Genomic DNA, 15,337 nt, shown 5'->3' on the forward strand with positions numbered 1-15,337 from the left:
TGAATGCGCCTCGACGATTACATCGAGGACTTAGAGCCCGACGAGGAGGCCGAGCGTCGCCGCCTCGCCAAGGAGAAGTCCTACGCGATCACGGACCACTTAGAGGAGTTCGAACGGAAGTTCGACGACGCGCTGAGCGGTGATACCCTCGTCGGGTCGACCTCGCCGTCGATCTTCGTCGGTCGATCGAACTATCCGGACATTCCCGTCGGATTGCTCTCCCCGGTCGGCGACGAGGACGCCGCCGAGGAGTACGTCACCGACGGCGACTGGTACCGACAGGGGTACGCGATCGACGACGTGCTCCAGCGCCGGACCGGGCTCCTGAACTCGAGCAAGCGGGCGAACGTGGACTCCCCGTCGATCGCGAGCCGGCTGACCCCGTCCGTCCACGACACGTGGGACGGCTTTGTCGGCGTCCAGCGGGAAGTCGCCATCGCCGACCGTCCGGTCGACCTCGAGATCGGATTGGACGACAAGCCGGATCTCGGACTCGACGCCGGAACGGACGTGGCGACGCCGCGTGGCCCGCAGGCGAACGCCCGCAACGCGGACCTCACCGAGAACCCCCACGTCCCGCGGCCGGTCAAGAAGACCCTCGAAGACGACGACTGGCAGGCCGAGGGCGCGATGACCTACCTCTATCGCCGGGGGTTCGACGTCTACGAGATCAACTCGATCCTCTCGGCGGGCGCGCTCGGGCAGACCAAGCAGCGCCGACTCGTTCCGACGCGGTGGTCGATCACGGCCGTCGACGACACCGTGGGGCAGTACCTCCGCGGGCGCATCCGGAACGCGCCCAGCATCGACGAGGTGCAGGTCTGGGCCAACGAGTACGTCGGCAACCGCTACTGGATCGTCCTCGCGCCGGGCAACTGGGAGTTCGAACTGGTCGAGATGAAAGCCCCCGGCAGCATCTGGAACCCGAACCCCGAGGACGACCTCTGGATGGCCAGCGCCTCAGAGGGGTACGAAGGGCGCTCGAGCTACGTCGAGGAGACCGCGGGGGCCTACTACGCCGCTCGACTGGGCGTCCTCGAGCACCTCGAGTCGATCGGCAGGCAGGCGAAGTGTCTCGTCCTCCGTGAGGTGTCGGACGACTACTGGGCCCCGGTCGGCGTCTGGCAGGTCCGCGAAAGCGTTCGCAACGCCTTCGAGAGCGAGTACGGCGAGGCCGAAACGTTCCACGAGGCGGTGTCGGAGGTCGCGACCCGATTGCCGGTTTCCGGCGCGCGACTGCGGCGCAAATCCGAACTCGCGGCCGGATTGCAGTCGAATCTGAGCGCCTTCTCGAACGCGAAGTAACCGGGGACGGGGGCGTCGACCGACAACCGAGAGACCGCCGACAGCGGTGCTGCGGTCCAGCCACCGCTGGAATCCGTCGTGATTCGCTTCACGATTTCGCTCGCTGGATCGGCCGTCTCGAGCCTGGGGCCAGTCGAAATGTGGGTAGAGGTGACTGTACACTCGGCAAGAATTTGTCCACTGCTACCAGACTGCATACACCGAGGTAATAAATCGCTCAATTTTTATGCCCGAAATGCATACCGCCGATGATGACATTCGACTTTACGCCGACTACGGTCGACGACCTCGACCCCGAACGACGGCCGTCGTTCGTTCTCGCACTCGTTCCGGTGCTCGCAGTCGTCACGTTTCTCGGGATCGGGTCGGCCCTGCTCGGGCTGGCCCCCCACGTACCGCTGCTCTGGAGTATCGTCTTCGTCGGCGCGTTCGGTCGCTACCTCGGCTATCAGTGGACCGACCTCTCCGATGGGATCACCAACGGCCTCCTGATGGGGAGTCAGGCGCTGTTGATTCTCTTTACCATCTACGCGCTGATCGCCACCTGGGTCGACGCCGGGACGATTCCGGCGATGATGTACTACGGCCTCGAGTTGCTCACGCCGACGGTGTTCCTGCCGATCACAGTGGTCCTGGCCGCGGTCGTGGCGTTTTCGATCGGGTCCTCGTGGACGACGGTCGGGACGCTCGGGGTCGCGTTCGTCGGAATCGGGGCGGGGCTGGGCGTTCCCGCGCCGATGACCGTCGGCGCGGTCATTTCGGGTGCCTACGCGGGCGACAAGCAGTCGCCCCTCTCGGACACGACGAATCTCGCGGCCGGCGTGACGAACACGTCGCTGTACGACCACATCCACCGCATGCGAACGGGGACGGCCATCGCGTTCGGGCTCTCGATACTCGGCTTCGCCGCGCTCGGACTCCGGGCCGGCGGCGAGATCCCGGTCAGTCGCGTCGCCGAGATCCAGACCGCGCTCGCGGGGACGTACGACCTCTCCGTGCTCGTCTTCCTGCCGCTGGTCGTTACCTTTGGGCTCGCCCTCTACGGCTATCCCGCGCTTCCGACGCTCGTGGTCGGCGTCGTCGCCGGGGTCTGTACCTCGATCCTGGTCCAGGGCGCGGGTTTCGTCGCCGCCTGGGAGGTCTTCATGAACGGGACCGCGCCCGAAACCGGGACCGACCTCGTGAACGAACTCCTCGCAACCGGCGGCCTCACCGGGTCGGCCTGGACGATTACCGTCGTCGTCGCCGCGCTCTCGTTGGGTGGCCTCCTCGAGCACACCGGCGTACTGGCGGTGCTCGCCGATCGGCTCTCGCAGGCCGTCTGGAGTTCCGGCAGCCTGATCGCCGGCACCGGTCTCTCCGCGATCCTCATCAACGCACTCACCGCCCAGCAGTACATGAGCATCGTCCTCCCCGGACTGACGCTCAGAAACCTCTACGAGGAGTTCGGCCTCGATAGCGACGAACTCTCGCGGGCCGTCGAAGCGGCCGGGACGCCCACCGGCGCGCTCATTCCGTGGCACGCCGGCGGCGTCTTCATGGCCTCGGCGACCGGCGTTCCCACCCTCGAGTACGCGCCGTTCTACCTGTTCGGGCTGCTGTCGCCGCTCGTGTTGTTCGCGATGACGCTGACCGGCCGCGGCGTGCCGACGACCGACCGCGCCGAACGGGTCCAGACGGCCGACTGAAACGACCCGCTCGCGGCCACACCGTCGGTCACTCCGTTTCGACGACGGCCCGCTCGCGGTCGAGATCGGACTCTGACGCGTCCGGGTCGGTCCCCTCGAGCCGATCGACGACCGTCAGACAGGCCTTGAACGCCGCGAGGACGACGGGCCCGACGAACAGGCCGACCACGCCGAAGAGGTAGACGCCGCCGACGACGCCCAGCAGGGCCGTCGCGGGATGTAACCCCGAGCGCCGATCGACGAGGTACGCGCGCAGATAGTTGTCCGCCACGGTGAGCACGGCGAGCCCGTATCCCAGCAGGACGACGGCGCGGACGGGATCGCTCGAGGCCGCGTGGGCGACCGTGACTGGACCCCAGACGAGCCAGACGCCGATCGTCGGGAGAAACGCCGCGAATACGAGAACGATCGCCAGCGTGGTCGCGTACGGGACGCCGAGCAGTGCGAGCCCCACGCCACCGAGTATCCCCTGGACGATCGCGACGAACACGTGTGTCCGAAGGACCGCCCGGGTGACGACGCGGACTTCTGCGAACAGTTCGTCGAGCATGTCCGCTTCGAGCGGCGCGGTCTCGCGGAGCCAGGCCACGAACGCGGGCCCATCGACCAACAAATAGTACAACAGAAAGACGACGACGAGCACCCCGACCGCGACGTCCATGCCCGTCGTCACGAGATCGACGCTGCGGGCCAGCGTCAGTTCCGCGACATCGGGGATCGATCCTTCGAGTTCCGACCGGAGTGCGGATTCGAGCGCGGAGACCGTCTCGTCGCCCATCCCCAACTCGTTCCGTGCCGTCTCGCGGGCGGATACAACGATTTGGTCGCCCTCGATCGACTCGAGGGTCGAAACGCCGGTACTGAGCACTACCAGCGAGACGAGCACCAGCGGAACGATGCCGGCGGCGACGGCGATGCCGGTACACGCGAGTCCGGCGAGCCGCGGACCGACTCGCGGCTCGAGTCGGTCGTAGGCCGGTCGGAGGACGACAGCGAGCAGACAGGCCGCCAGCACGTACTCGACGAGCGGCAGGACCAACAGGGCGGCGAGCCCGCAAAGGACGGCGACGAGGAGGGCGAGAAACGTCGTTCGGGCGTCCATATTTCAACGTCTTGAACAGAACCCATAAGTATTGGTGTTTCTGACTGTGTGTCGCAGTTACAGGTGGCGACGGCGTGACCGTCCGGATCGGTCGTCGTCGGGTCGAGAGGGAGCGCCACCGTCGGCGGCTAGTCGCCTCCGACGCGTAACAGGCCTCCTGATCGGGCCGGGACCACCGGCCGAGCCATCGCTACACCGGAACCGGCAGCCACTCGAGGAACCGGAGCACCAGTGTCGGTTCGAACACCGGCTCGTGGAGCACGAGCCAGTCGAGCAAGACGAGTCCGCCGCCGTGGGCGACGACGGAGGGAAGGATGGAGTCGGACTTGTAGTCGACGGCACCGAACAGGACGTCCGTCGGCCCCGACAGCACGAACTCGATCGGCGGTTTCGAGGCGTGGTGGAGCATGTAGATCACGGGGCTGATGAACACCGCGACGAAGCCGAGTTTCTTGACTCCGACGCAGAGCAAGCCTCGATAGTAGGTCTCGGCGGCCAACGCGAGGACGAAGAGTTTGATCGCGTGGGGGATAAACGCCGCCGGCGCGGCCGAGGTCTCCCAGATCGGATAGAACGCGCGGATGGTCGGTAGCGTCGAGCCGACGATGTAGAACGGCAGCACGAACGCGGCCAGCAGGACCGTATTTCGGAGCGCGAGCCGATCGATTCGCCAGCCGATTCGCTTTCCCTGCGAGAGCGCGAGCGCGAGCGGCCCCCCGATCAGAAGAACGCCGTCGACGACGGTTCGGTGGGTCAACGCACTGGGAACGACGCGCATCCACAGGACGGTTAGGACGGCACCGAACAGCAACGACTGCTGGACCCAGGTGAGTCTCAGGCGATCAGGGAGCCAGTGACCGTCGCGCCGCCCCGACTCGGAGGCCACGGTGTCACTCGTCGGCGGTCGGGACGGGACCGGTCCCGATCACGTCCCGGACGTGACCCTCGAACTCCTGCCGGCGCTGGAAATACGTCTCGTCGACCGACTCGAGGACGGTCGACAGCTCCTGTGGGCCGTCGGGCGTCCGAACGACCGCGTCGCCCTCGAGACGACGGACCTCGCTCTTCTCTTTGGGCCAGGTCAGCCGCGAACTCACGCGGGCAAGCGGTGCGCCCTCGACTGGAGTGTGCTCTCCGAGCGAGACTGCCGGCTCCGCGTCCTCGTCCTCGTCGCTCATAGCGGGTCGTTTGCGAGGGCGGCGATTCAAGCTTTCGTTTCAGCGGGTGCCATCGGCGCGGGTATCGACCGGCCGGACCTCTCCGACAACCGAGGTGTGTCTGACGTATCGTTTTGTGATGGGACGCCGAACGGGCGGGTATGACAAGCCTGACGGAGGCCTACGATGGGACCGCACCGGGGGTGACGAGTCGCCGCCTGTATTCGGGGATGGCGCTCGTGATCCTCGGTGCACTCATGGCCGTCGTGGCCGTGCTCGTGGCGACGACCGACCTCCTCGGGGGGTACGCAGTCGCGCTCTCGGGGGACATGTCCGCCCGGTTCGCGACCGTCCGTGCCGCGGGCATGCTGGCCGGCCTCAGCGTCCCGACCGTCCTCGTCGGCGTCTTCGTCGTGTTGCCGGCCGGCCGTCGCGTTCAGGCCACGGCCGCGATCAGCGCGAGTCTCTGCCTGCTCGGGGTCGTCCTCTTCTGGCACGCCTACCCCGAACACTGGCGCTACGGCAGCGAACAACTCACGCTCGAGGTTTCCGCGATCTATCTGCTCGGACTCCTGCCCGCGATCTGGTGTCTGTTCAGCGCCGTCGCCACGTTCAAGCAGCGCAACGACCCCGGCGGGAACCTCGAGATGAACGTCACCCGCCACAACAAGACCGTCCTCGAAGTCGACGACGCGAGCGACGCGGGCGGGCTGGGCGGCATCGGGTTCCTCGGCGGGACGCCGAACGGCGATGTCGAAACGCAGACCAACGGGACCAACGAGGGCGACGCGACCGATCCTAGCGGCACGTCGCTTTCCTACGACGAGAGCGAGGGCGAGAGCCGGTCCACCCGACGGTCGGCCGCTTCCTCGCGGCGAACCCGCACCACCGATCCCGGCCGCCGCGCCGGCGCTGCGACCAGCGACGGCGGGTCCGCTGCGAGTGATATCTCCTCGCCGCTCGAGTCCGGCGACGGCCGCGATGCGGAGATCGTCGAACCGTCGCCCGAGATGCCCGACGAGCCGACGGACCGCTACTGTGGGAACTGCGAACACTTCGAGTACGTCCGCTCATCCGAGGGGATGGTTCCCTACTGCGCTCGCCACGACAGGGCCATGGACGACATGGACGCCTGCGACGAGTGGTCACCGAACCGGCGATAGATGCGCCGCCGTTTCGTCCCGGTTTCCGCCGGCTGATCCTCGATAGCGACGGACGGCACTGACTAGTCGCCCACGTCGGGGGCTAGATCCCGAGTCCTCGTCGTCCCATCTCGAGGCCCCACTGGGGAATCTCGAAGACGACCAGCGCGACGAGGAGGAGTTCGGCGACAGTGACGGCGACCATCATCAGATCGGCACGCTCGCTACTGACCGCGACGCCGATCGGCAGGCCGAACTCCTTCTTCCAGACGGGATAGAACAGCGCGATACCCCGCTTGCTCCCCGCGACATCGAGGACGTAATGAGTCAACACGCCGACCCAGACGTACTCGAGGTTTCCGAACACGCGCGGAAACGCCATGAAACCGGCCAGAACCAGCAGGTTGTGGAGCGTCTTGCGGTGCTTGCCGAAAGCGGTGTCGACGTCCGGAAACAGTGCGCCGAGCGAAACCGGGACGCCGATCATGACGATCGTTTTGAACGTCTCCAGGTCGCCCGTCGGCTCGAGGAGATACCCGAGCCCGATACTCAAGAGGACGGCATTCAGTACGTGCCCTTTCTTGTTCATCTAGCTGCATCTGGGGAGTCGACGACGGAATAGTTTTCTCTCGAGAGAGTCAGCCGCTCGAACGCGTTTCGACCGGCCTCACCGCGAGTCGATTTCGGCGAGCAGGTCCGTGAGGGCCTGATCCACCGTCCGTGCCCGCACGGCCGCCCGGTCGCCGTCGAAGACGTAGCGGGAGACGGTCGCGTAGGACTCCTCGCTGCCCCACGGCCCCGCGTAGGAAACCCCGATGTAGACGGTGCCGACCGGGTTCGCCGCCGTTCCGCCGGTGGGACCGGCGATTCCGGTCGTTGAAACGCCCCAAGTGACATCCGTGACGTCCCTGATCCCCCGTGCCATCTGGCGGGCGACGGGTTCGGAGACCGCCCCGTGCTCGTCGAGCGCCTCGCGACTGACGCCGAGATGGCGGCGCTTGGCATCGTAGGCGTAGGTCGTCAGGCCCGAATCGAAGTAGTCGCTCGCCCCCGGGACGGCGGTGATCGCCGCACCGATCAGGCCACCGGTGCAGGATTCGGCGACGGCCAGGGTTTCCTCGGCGTCGCACAGCGCGTCGGCAACGTCCCGCGGCAGGTCGCGGTCGATGGCGTCGTTCATGCCCGGTCCCATGGGCGGCGGCGTTGTGAAAGCGGGGGTTGCCGTCCGAACGCAACCCCGCTCCGAGCGAGTCGACCACCGTCGAGGCACCGACCCCAGTTCCGCCCGACCGGAAAACGGAAAGAAAGACGGGACGCGACCGCCCAGTATCCGACATGAACTACGAGACGCCGCTGTTCTTCCGCGTGATGAAGTACGCGGACGCGGCGGGCCACGATGTCATCGATATGGTCAGCGGGAACCCCGACTGGGAGCCCCCCGAGGCGCTCCGCCGGGGCCTACACGAGTACGCCGACTTCGAACCCGACCGGTTCCAGTACGCGCCGAGCGAGGGCCTGCTCGAGTTGCGCGAGGAGATCGCCGCACGGCGCGGCGTCGATGCCGACCAGATCGTCGTCACGAACGGGACCGGCGAGGCGAACTACCTCGCGATGGCGCGGGCGCTCGAGCGCGACCGCGGCGACGAGATCCTGCTGACCGATCCCGTCTACCCCTACTACCCGGGCAAGACGACGATGCTCGGGGGCACCCAGCGGTACGTCGCGACCGACGACGAGGGCCGACTCGATCCCGCGGACGTCCGTGCGGCCGCGAGCGAAGAAACGGCCGCGATCGTCGTGAACACGCCGAACAATCCGACCGGAGCGGTCTACCCCGCCGAGACGATGCGGGGCCTCGTCGGCGTCGCCGAGGAGTACGACGTGATCCTCATCAGCGACGAGGTGTACGACCACTACGACCTCTCGGGACGGTTCGCGAGCGCGCTCGAGACCGACTCCGCCAATCGGATCGTCACCAACGGCTTCTCGAAGTCGATGGCGATCACCGGCGCTCGCGTGGGCTACGCGATTTTCCCGCCGGCGCTCGTCGCCGACGCCAAGAGCCGCCACATGCTGGTCAACGTCGCCACCACGCGCCCCGGTCAGTACGCGGTCCTGAACGCCCTTCGGGAGACGGGACCCGACTATTACGAGCGCAACCGTGACCTGCTCCGCGAGCGCGTCGACACCTTCACCGACGCGCTCGATGCGGCGGGCGCGGAGTACACCAGACCGAGCGGTTCGTTCTACGTGATGGCCCGCTTCGACGGCTATCCGGGCACGCTCGCAAACGTCGAGCGACTGATCGACGAGGCCGGCGTCGCGGGGATGCCCGGCGACGCCTTCGGCGACTCCCGAAGCGAGTGGCTGCGGTTCGCGCTCGTGACGCCGCGCGTCGCGGAGGCGGCCGAGCGGTTGGCTGCGTACTTCGACTGACGCCCACCGACCGTTCGGCGGCGACGACAGTCCAGCCGAAACACCAATACGTCGAACGGCCAACTACCCGCGTAATGCTTCTCGAGGCCGTCGTCACGGTGTTCGTCCTGACCCAGTTAGCCTACTGCGTCGGCAACGGCGCGCTGGTGTCGCTGCTCGTTCGCCGACCCGACGCCCTGGTCGATGACGGGACCCTCGAGCGAGTCACCGCCGAGGGGGCCGAGACCGAACGTAATCGGACGCCGGTACGATCCGATGGAGGGTCGGACGGTGAGATCGGTTCCCCGTCGACGGACGTGAGCCGACCGGCGAGCGAGCCGCGACCGCCGGTCCGATCAAACTGCCGGCTTCCCGGATCAGCGATCCGTCGAATCCACGTTCTCGTGCCGATCTACCGCGAGACGTCGGCCGTTCTCGCGGAAACCCTCGACAACATCGCTGCCCAGCGGTATCCCACGGAGGCCGTCTCTGTCTCCGTGATCCACGAACCCGACGATCCGACCGTGTCGGCGATCCGCGAGTCGGTCGCCGCTCGCGAAGACGACCTCGATGTCGAATTCGTCGCCGTCGATCGAGCGGCGCTCGCGGCCGATCGCGCGCCCGGCGACTGGACGTTCAGCGGGACGGGCATCCCACGGACGAAGGCTGCCGCCCTGACCTACGCCTTTACCACGCGCTCGCTCGCGGCCGACGACGTCGTGACGGTCTTCGACTCGGACACGCAGGTCCCCCTCGATACGTTCGAACTCGCCGTCGCCGGCCTCACGGAGTACGACATCGTCCAGGCGAAACAGACGGTACGAAACGTCGACGACGGACTCCTCCCGCTGCTCGAGTCGATGGGGATCGCGGCGTGGTCCGACCTCATCTATACGAACTCGGCCGGCGGTCCCTACCAGCTGCTGGGGAAGGCTTACTTCGTCCCAGCCGGCGTCCTCTACGACCTCGATCGGTGGCAGCTCGACGCGGTAACCGAGGACATGGCGCTGGGCGTCGCGGCCCACGAACGGGGCTGTACGCTCGGGATCATCGACCGCTACGTGCAGGACCTCTGTCCGGCCGCCCTCGAGGCCTGGGTCCGGCAGAAACGCCGCTGGGTTCGCGGCCCGTACCGGCACCTGCTGACGCCGAGCTGGTCCGGACGCGAGCGCGGTCGGTTCTGGGCGGGAACCGTGTTGACCCAACTCCTGTCGGTGACGAACGTCCTTGGCCTGCCGGCCGGACTCGCCGTCCTGTGGCTGACCGTCACCGGCTCCGCGGGAGCCGTCCCCGCGGCACTGACCCCAGTCATCGCGTTCAACGGGGTCGTCTGGTGTTACTATAGCTGGCGGTCGTACCGCGCGGCCTGGGAAGCGGTCGCCTTCGACGGCCGGTGGGAGCGGGGCCGGTACTCGCTGCTCTCGAACCCGATCACGCAGGCGCTGTACGCGACGCTGTGGGCCGTCCCGATCTGTCTGGCGCTCGCCGACGCCATCCGCGGTGCCACGCCGACGTTCGACGTGACGCCGAAGAACTAACGTCTGGCCGGCACGGCCGGCCGCCGGAGACCGACGAATACTCGTGTCGGGACCGGGAACGGCGGCGTATGAGCGGCATCGACGTCGAACCGGTCGACGAGGAGGCGACGAGCGAGCGCGACGACGGCGACCACACCATCGAGGTGACGCCAACCGACTCCGTCGGCGACGAGGAGCCGGCCGAGCGCGAGACTATCGACGTCGAACCGTCCGACGAGCCGATGGACGGCCCCGACTACGTCCTCTACGGCGGGAAAGGCGGCGTCGGGAAGACGACGATGGCGGCCGCGACGGCGCTGGACAGCGCCCGCGGAGGGACAGCGACGCTGGTCGTCTCGACCGACCCCGCCCACTCGCTGTCCGACACCTTCGAGACCGACATCCCGGCGGAGCCCGACCGAATCCGGGACGACGTGCCGCTCTACGCGGCCGAGATCGATCCCGAAACCGCCCTCGAAGAGGGGGACACACCCTTCAGCGGGGCGGATGGGGGAACGGACGAGACGGACCCCTTCGCTGGCAGTGACGCGGGCGGCTCCCCGTTCCCCGGCGAGGGGGGCGAGGGTGGACCGCTCGGCGGCCTCGGCGACATGCTTGGTGGCGACTCGCCGATGGACGCCCTGTTGGGCGGCGCGATGCCCGGTGCCGACGAGGCCGCCGCCATGCAACTCCTGCTCGAGTACATGGACGACCCGCGGTTCGAGCGGGTCGTCATCGATACGGCCCCGACCGGACACACGCTCCGCCTGCTCCAACTCCCCGAGATCATGGACACGATGATGGGTCGCCTGATGAAACTCCGCCAGCGGCTCGGCGGAATGCTCGAGGGCGTCAAGGGGATGTTCGGCGGCGACGCGCCCGACGACGGCGACGACCTCGAGGACCTGGAGGTGCTCCGCGAGCGCATCGAGCGCCTGCGGGCGGCCCTGCGCGACCCCGCGCGCACCGACTTCCGGATCGTCATGGTTCCCAAGGAGATGAGCGTCTTCGAATCCAAGCGCCTGCGAGCGCAACTCGAGGAGTTCGGGATTCCCGTCGGCACCGTCGTCGTCAACCGGGTGATGGAGCCGCTGTCGAACGTGACCGACGATGTCGACGGCGAGTTCCTGCAGCCGAACCTCGACGATTGCGCGTTCTGTCAGCGCCGCTGGGACGTCCAGCAGGGCGCGTTAGCCGAGGCACAGGACCTCTTCCGAGGGACCGACGTTCGCCGCGTTCCCTTGTTCGCCGAGGAGGTCCGCGGCGAGGGCATGCTCGAGGTCGTGGCGGCCTGTCTGCGGTAGTCGTCAGCCCCTGCCGAATCGGCAGACCGGTCGCCTGCTCGAGGGACCGACGGTCCCTCGCTGTCCAAAAGAGCGCTCCGCGCTCTTTTGACGGGTTTGCCGAGTAACGAGCGGACGGTTGCACCGATAGCACGGCCGTCCGCTCAGAACGCAGAGTGAAATTCCGTTAGTCGTCCGCAGGGAGTTGTTGGCTGCCGACCTCGGGTCGGCTCACGTCACGGTCGGTCTCCTCGCCGTCGATGTCGTAGGGATACTCGCCGGTAACACAGCCCAGACAGAGATCGATGCGTTCCTTGCCGAGCACGTCGGCGACGGCGTCGGTCGAGAGGTAGGCGAGACTGTCGGCGGCGATCTCGTCGCGGATCTCGGCGGTCGATTTGTCCGCAGCAATCAACTCGTCGCGGGTGGCCATGTCGATGCCCATATAGCAGGGGGCGACGATCGCAGGAGCGCCGATGCGGACGTGGACCTCCTCGGCTCCGCAGTCTTTCAGGAGTTGGACGAGCTGGGTCGACGTGGTACCGCGAACGATCGAATCGTCGATGACGGTGACCGTCTTGCCTTCGATCGTCGATTTGATCGGGTTGAGTTTGAGCCGGACCGCGCGTTCGCGCTCGTCTTGGGTCGGCATGATGAACGTCCGGCCGACGTAGCGGTTCTTCATCAGCCCCTCGGCGAACTCGACGCCGTCGTCGTCCGCATCCCGCGGCTCGCCGTCGGCGGTCGTCTCGCTCGCGGCGTCGGCGTATCCCGAGGCGAAGGCACGCCCCGAGTCGGGGACCGGCATCACGACGTCGGTCTCGACGCCGCTTTCCTCCCAGAGTTCGCGTCCCAGGTTGCGCCGCGCCTCGTAGACCAGCGTCTCGTCGATGACGCTGTCGGGTCGCGCGAAGTAGACGTGCTCGAAGAAACAATGGGCGGTGTTCTCGTTGTCGACGAGCTGGTAGGAATCGAACCCCGAGCCGTCCGCCTGGAGGACGACGAGTTCGCCCGGCCGAACGTCCCGGACCAGATCCCCGTCAAGGGTGTCGATCGCTGCCGACTCCGAGGCGAGCATGTATCCGTCCTCGAGTTCGCCGATACACAGCGGCCGGTTCCCCTGGGGATCGCGCACGCCGAGAACCGTATCGTCGTGGGTGATCGTCAGCGAGTACGAGCCGTGAATGCGCCCCATCGTGTGCTTGACGGCTCGCACGAGGTCCTCCTCCAGGAGGTTCCGGGCGAGGTCGTGGGCGATGACCTCGGTGTCGCCGTCGCTGGTAAAGGCGTGGCCCGCGGCGGCGAGTTCGTCGCGGATCTCGTCGGCGTTGACGAGGTTCCCGTTGTGCGAGAGCCCGAGGGACCCGCTCTTAAACGAGACGGAGAACGGCTGCGCACAGGAGGAGTCGACCGAGCCGGCCGTCGGATACCGTACGTGACCGATCCCCGCTGCGCCGGAGAGCGCGTCGAGGTCGTCCTCCCCGAAGGCGTCCCCCACGAGCCCCATTTCGACGTGGCTGTGCTGTTGAAACCCGTCGTGCGTGACGATTCCGGCCGACTCCTGGCCGCGATGCTGGAGTGCATAGAGCGCGTAGTACAACGGACGTGCCGCGTCTCGACCGTCGAGTGAGACGCCGACGACGCCGCACTTTTCGGTCATTCCTGTTCGCCGGGGAGTTTCGCCCCGCCCATCAGTCATGGAAGTCAGTAGGGCACCGAGCCGATAAAAACCCCCGTGTTTGTGCTTGTTCGGCTCTCCGAAGACCAGTCTAGTACACATACCCGTGTATATGTGGTGTGTGGACACGCGGTAACATTCGAGAACCGGCCGCTGCGTCTCGCTTCCGCTGGCGGAGACCACCGGCCCGGGCGGACGTTGTGCGGAGATCACGGCGGCCAATGACACAGTGTTCAAGACACTCGCCGCGAGTCCACCACGTATGCGACTCGAGGAGTACTGGGGAGTCGGCCCGAAGACGCGGGAGACACTGGTCGACGAGTTGGGCAATGAGGCGGCGATCCGGGCGATCGAGAGCGGCGACGTGCGGGCGCTGTCCGACGCCGGACTCGCCCGCGGCCGAGCGACGCGGATCCTCCGTCGCGCGACCGGCGGGTCGGGGATGGACGTGTTGGCGACCAGTGACTCCCGCGCGGCGTACAAGGACCTGCTGGATCTGGCGGTCGATCACGCCGTCACCCAGCGTGCAGCCGACCGAATCCGAGTGCTAACGCCGCTGCACAGCCGCGAGGCGATGGACGACCGTCTCGACGACGTGCTCGCGGCGCGAGACGCCTGGGCCGATCTCGCCGAGGCCGATCGGACCGCCGTGCTCGAGGCCTACGAGCGCTACGACGAGCGCGACGAGAGCGAGCACGCGGCCGTCGAGGCTGCGCTGGCGCTGCTCGCGGCCGGCGTCGATTCCGGCCCGTTCGCCGCGATCGCGGACCTCGAGGGCGAGACGCTCAGGGAGGCCGCCGAGGCGCTGGCGGCGCTCGACGGTGACAGGGTCCGAGACGGTGCCGACGACGAACTCGATCGGCTCCGGGACGATCTGGGCGCGGTCGAGGACATGGACGCGAACGCGCTCGCGTTGATCGAGGACCTGCGCTCGGCGGGCATCCACGACGCCGAGGGATTCCGGCAGTCCTTCGAGGACCGCCTGTTGACCGAGACGGACGTGACGATCGACCGGGTTCGAGACGCGATGCCGACCGACGCGACGGACGCGACCGACTTCGTCGGCGGAACCCTGCGCACGCTCCGGTCCGACCTCACCGAAGCGGTCGACGAGCGCGAACAGACCGTCGCGAACGACCTCGAGGCCGCGCTGGCCGATGCACGCGACGCGGTCGACCGGGCCGTCGAGGCGGTCGACGACATCGCCTTGCACCTCTCGCTGGCACGGTTCGCGCTCGAGTACGGCTGCACTCGTCCCGCGTTCGTCGAGGGGGACGACGCCGCGGTCTCCGTCGTCAATGCGCGCAACCTGACCCTCGCAGCCCGCGACGACGAGTCGGTTCAGCCGGTCACCTACGCGCTCGGAGAGCACGGCATCCCGAGCGTGCCGGACGGCGTCAACGCGGTTCCCGGCGAGGAACGCGTCGCCGTCCTGACGGGGGCCAACAGCGGCGGGAAGACGACCGTCCTCGAGACGCTGTGTCAGGTCGTCTTGCTCGCGATGATGGGGCTGCCGGTTCCCGCCGACCGGGCCGAGGTGACGCCCGTCGACTCGCTGGTCTTTCACCGCCGGCACGCGAGTTTCAACGCCGGCGTCCTCGAATCGACGCTGCGCTCGATCGTCCCGCCGCTCTCGACGGGGGGTCGCACCCTGATGTTGGTCGACGAGTTCGAGGCGATCACGGAACCGGGCAGCGCTGCGGACCTGCTCCACGGACTCGTCACGCTCTCGGTCGACCGCGAGGCGCTGGGTGTGTTCGTCACCCACCTCGCGGACGACTTAGAGCCCTTGCCGCCCGACGCACGGGTCGACGGCATCTTCGCCGAGGGGCTCAACCCCGACCTCGAGTTGCGCGTGGATTATCAGCCCCGGTTCGACACCGTGGGCCGATCGACGCCGGAGTTCATCGTCTCGCGATTGGTTGCCAACGCCGGCGACCGGACCGAGCGGGCCGGGTTCGAGACGCTGGCCGAGGCGGTCGGCAACGAGGCCGTCCAGCGGACGCTCGCGGACGCTCGCTGGACGAGCGGTGAGTGAGCGGGGTACCGT

The 15,337-nt window shown here is 67.6% G+C and carries 13 protein-coding genes; 7 read left to right on the forward strand and 6 right to left on the reverse strand.

Translation table 11 applies throughout. The features are described from left to right. Window positions 1-3: 3 nt before the first annotated feature. Window positions 4-1,305, forward strand: coding sequence for a DNA repair protein NreA (nreA, locus tag ALTAJ2_RS07095; protein ID WP_007109311.1), 1,302 nt, complete (start codon window positions 4-6; stop codon window positions 1,303-1,305). Between the two features lie 251 nt (window positions 1,306-1,556). Next, window positions 1,557-2,993 carry an arginine/ornithine antiporter ArcD gene (gene arcD / locus ALTAJ2_RS07100; RefSeq protein ID WP_049900363.1) on the forward strand — a complete coding sequence of 479 codons (1,437 nt, stop codon included), beginning with the start codon at window positions 1,557-1,559 and terminating at the stop codon, window positions 2,991-2,993. Window positions 2,994-3,021: 28 nt separating this feature from the next. Here arcD and ALTAJ2_RS07105 read toward each other — a convergent pair whose 3' ends face one another. The 3 genes from ALTAJ2_RS07105 to ALTAJ2_RS07115 all read right to left on the reverse strand — a co-directional run bounded on the left by ALTAJ2_RS07105 (window position 3,022) and on the right by ALTAJ2_RS07115 (window position 5,273). Beyond that, entirely contained in the window at window positions 3,022-4,095 is a 1,074-nt protein-coding gene (locus tag ALTAJ2_RS07105; protein WP_007109309.1) for an AI-2E family transporter, read from the reverse strand. 190 nt (window positions 4,096-4,285) lie between these two features. Further along, a complete protein-coding gene (locus ALTAJ2_RS07110) occupies window positions 4,286-4,981 on the reverse strand; it encodes a CPBP family glutamic-type intramembrane protease (protein ID WP_007109308.1) in 696 nt (231 codons plus the stop codon). 4 nt (window positions 4,982-4,985) lie between these two features. Then, on the reverse strand, window positions 4,986-5,273 hold the full coding sequence (locus ALTAJ2_RS07115; RefSeq protein ID WP_007109307.1) for a DUF5789 family protein: 288 nt from the start codon (window positions 5,271-5,273) through the stop codon (window positions 4,986-4,988). Window positions 5,274-5,413: 140 nt separating this feature from the next. Between ALTAJ2_RS07115 and ALTAJ2_RS07120 the strand changes: the two genes are divergently transcribed. Then, complete coding sequence (locus ALTAJ2_RS07120) at window positions 5,414-6,415, forward strand: DUF7139 domain-containing protein (protein ID WP_049900326.1); 1,002 nt, start codon at window positions 5,414-5,416, stop codon at window positions 6,413-6,415. An 82-nt stretch (window positions 6,416-6,497) separates the two neighbouring features. Here ALTAJ2_RS07120 and ALTAJ2_RS07125 read toward each other — a convergent pair whose 3' ends face one another. Together ALTAJ2_RS07125 and ALTAJ2_RS07130 are read right to left on the reverse strand one after the other, a co-directional pair. Then, entirely contained in the window at window positions 6,498-6,983 is a 486-nt protein-coding gene (locus ALTAJ2_RS07125; RefSeq protein WP_007109305.1) for a metal-dependent hydrolase, read from the reverse strand. A gap of 78 nt (window positions 6,984-7,061) precedes the next feature. Beyond that, window positions 7,062-7,574, reverse strand: a complete 513-nt coding sequence (locus tag ALTAJ2_RS07130) for a CinA family protein (protein WP_007109304.1) — start codon at window positions 7,572-7,574, stop codon at window positions 7,062-7,064. A gap of 155 nt (window positions 7,575-7,729) precedes the next feature. On the opposite strand from ALTAJ2_RS07130, the gene ALTAJ2_RS07135 reads away from it, so the two are divergent. The 3 genes from ALTAJ2_RS07135 to ALTAJ2_RS07145 all read left to right on the forward strand — a co-directional run bounded on the left by ALTAJ2_RS07135 (window position 7,730) and on the right by ALTAJ2_RS07145 (window position 11,630). Beyond that, entirely contained in the window at window positions 7,730-8,830 is a 1,101-nt protein-coding gene (locus ALTAJ2_RS07135) for a pyridoxal phosphate-dependent aminotransferase (protein ID WP_007109303.1), read from the forward strand. A 74-nt stretch (window positions 8,831-8,904) separates the two neighbouring features. Next, window positions 8,905-10,347 (forward strand): glycosyltransferase family 2 protein, encoded by a 1,443-nt coding sequence (locus ALTAJ2_RS07140; protein ID WP_007109302.1) that lies wholly within the window; start codon window positions 8,905-8,907, stop codon window positions 10,345-10,347. A gap of 68 nt (window positions 10,348-10,415) precedes the next feature. Then, a complete protein-coding gene (locus ALTAJ2_RS07145) occupies window positions 10,416-11,630 on the forward strand; it encodes an ArsA family ATPase (RefSeq protein WP_007109301.1) in 1,215 nt (404 codons plus the stop codon). 166 nt (window positions 11,631-11,796) lie between these two features. Here the strand turns inward: ALTAJ2_RS07145 and purF are convergent, their stop codons facing one another. Next, window positions 11,797-13,269 carry an amidophosphoribosyltransferase gene (gene purF / locus ALTAJ2_RS07150; protein WP_007109300.1) on the reverse strand — a complete coding sequence of 491 codons (1,473 nt, stop codon included), beginning with the start codon at window positions 13,267-13,269 and terminating at the stop codon, window positions 11,797-11,799. Window positions 13,270-13,549: 280 nt separating this feature from the next. Here purF and ALTAJ2_RS07155 point away from each other — a divergent pair, with 280 nt between their 5' ends. Then, window positions 13,550-15,325 (forward strand): MutS-related protein, encoded by a 1,776-nt coding sequence (locus ALTAJ2_RS07155; protein ID WP_007109299.1) that lies wholly within the window; start codon window positions 13,550-13,552, stop codon window positions 15,323-15,325. The last annotated feature ends 12 nt before the right edge of the window (window positions 15,326-15,337 follow it).

Source organism: Natrinema altunense (assembly GCF_000731985.1).
In the GTDB taxonomy this organism is placed as follows: Archaea; Halobacteriota; Halobacteria; order Halobacteriales; family Natrialbaceae; genus Natrinema; species Natrinema altunense.

Coding starts and splice junctions, on each gene's coding strand:
- ALTAJ2_RS07130 (WP_007109304.1), bottom strand. CDS start 7,574: ATGAACGACGCCATCGACCGCGACCTGCCGCGGGACGTTGCCGACGCG.
- ALTAJ2_RS07120 (WP_049900326.1), top strand. CDS start 5,414: ATGACAAGCCTGACGGAGGCCTACGATGGGACCGCACCGGGGGTGACG.
- ALTAJ2_RS07145 (WP_007109301.1), top strand. CDS start 10,416: ATGAGCGGCATCGACGTCGAACCGGTCGACGAGGAGGCGACGAGCGAG.
- ALTAJ2_RS07135 (WP_007109303.1), top strand. CDS start 7,730: ATGAACTACGAGACGCCGCTGTTCTTCCGCGTGATGAAGTACGCGGAC.
- ALTAJ2_RS07155 (WP_007109299.1), top strand. CDS start 13,550: ATGCGACTCGAGGAGTACTGGGGAGTCGGCCCGAAGACGCGGGAGACA.
- purF (WP_007109300.1), bottom strand. CDS start 13,269: ATGACCGAAAAGTGCGGCGTCGTCGGCGTCTCACTCGACGGTCGAGAC.
- ALTAJ2_RS07140 (WP_007109302.1), top strand. CDS start 8,905: ATGCTTCTCGAGGCCGTCGTCACGGTGTTCGTCCTGACCCAGTTAGCC.
- ALTAJ2_RS07105 (WP_007109309.1), bottom strand. CDS start 4,095: ATGGACGCCCGAACGACGTTTCTCGCCCTCCTCGTCGCCGTCCTTTGC.
- nreA (WP_007109311.1), top strand. CDS start 4: ATGCGCCTCGACGATTACATCGAGGACTTAGAGCCCGACGAGGAGGCC.
- arcD (WP_049900363.1), top strand. CDS start 1,557: ATGACATTCGACTTTACGCCGACTACGGTCGACGACCTCGACCCCGAA.
- ALTAJ2_RS07115 (WP_007109307.1), bottom strand. CDS start 5,273: ATGAGCGACGAGGACGAGGACGCGGAGCCGGCAGTCTCGCTCGGAGAG.
- ALTAJ2_RS07125 (WP_007109305.1), bottom strand. CDS start 6,983: ATGAACAAGAAAGGGCACGTACTGAATGCCGTCCTCTTGAGTATCGGG.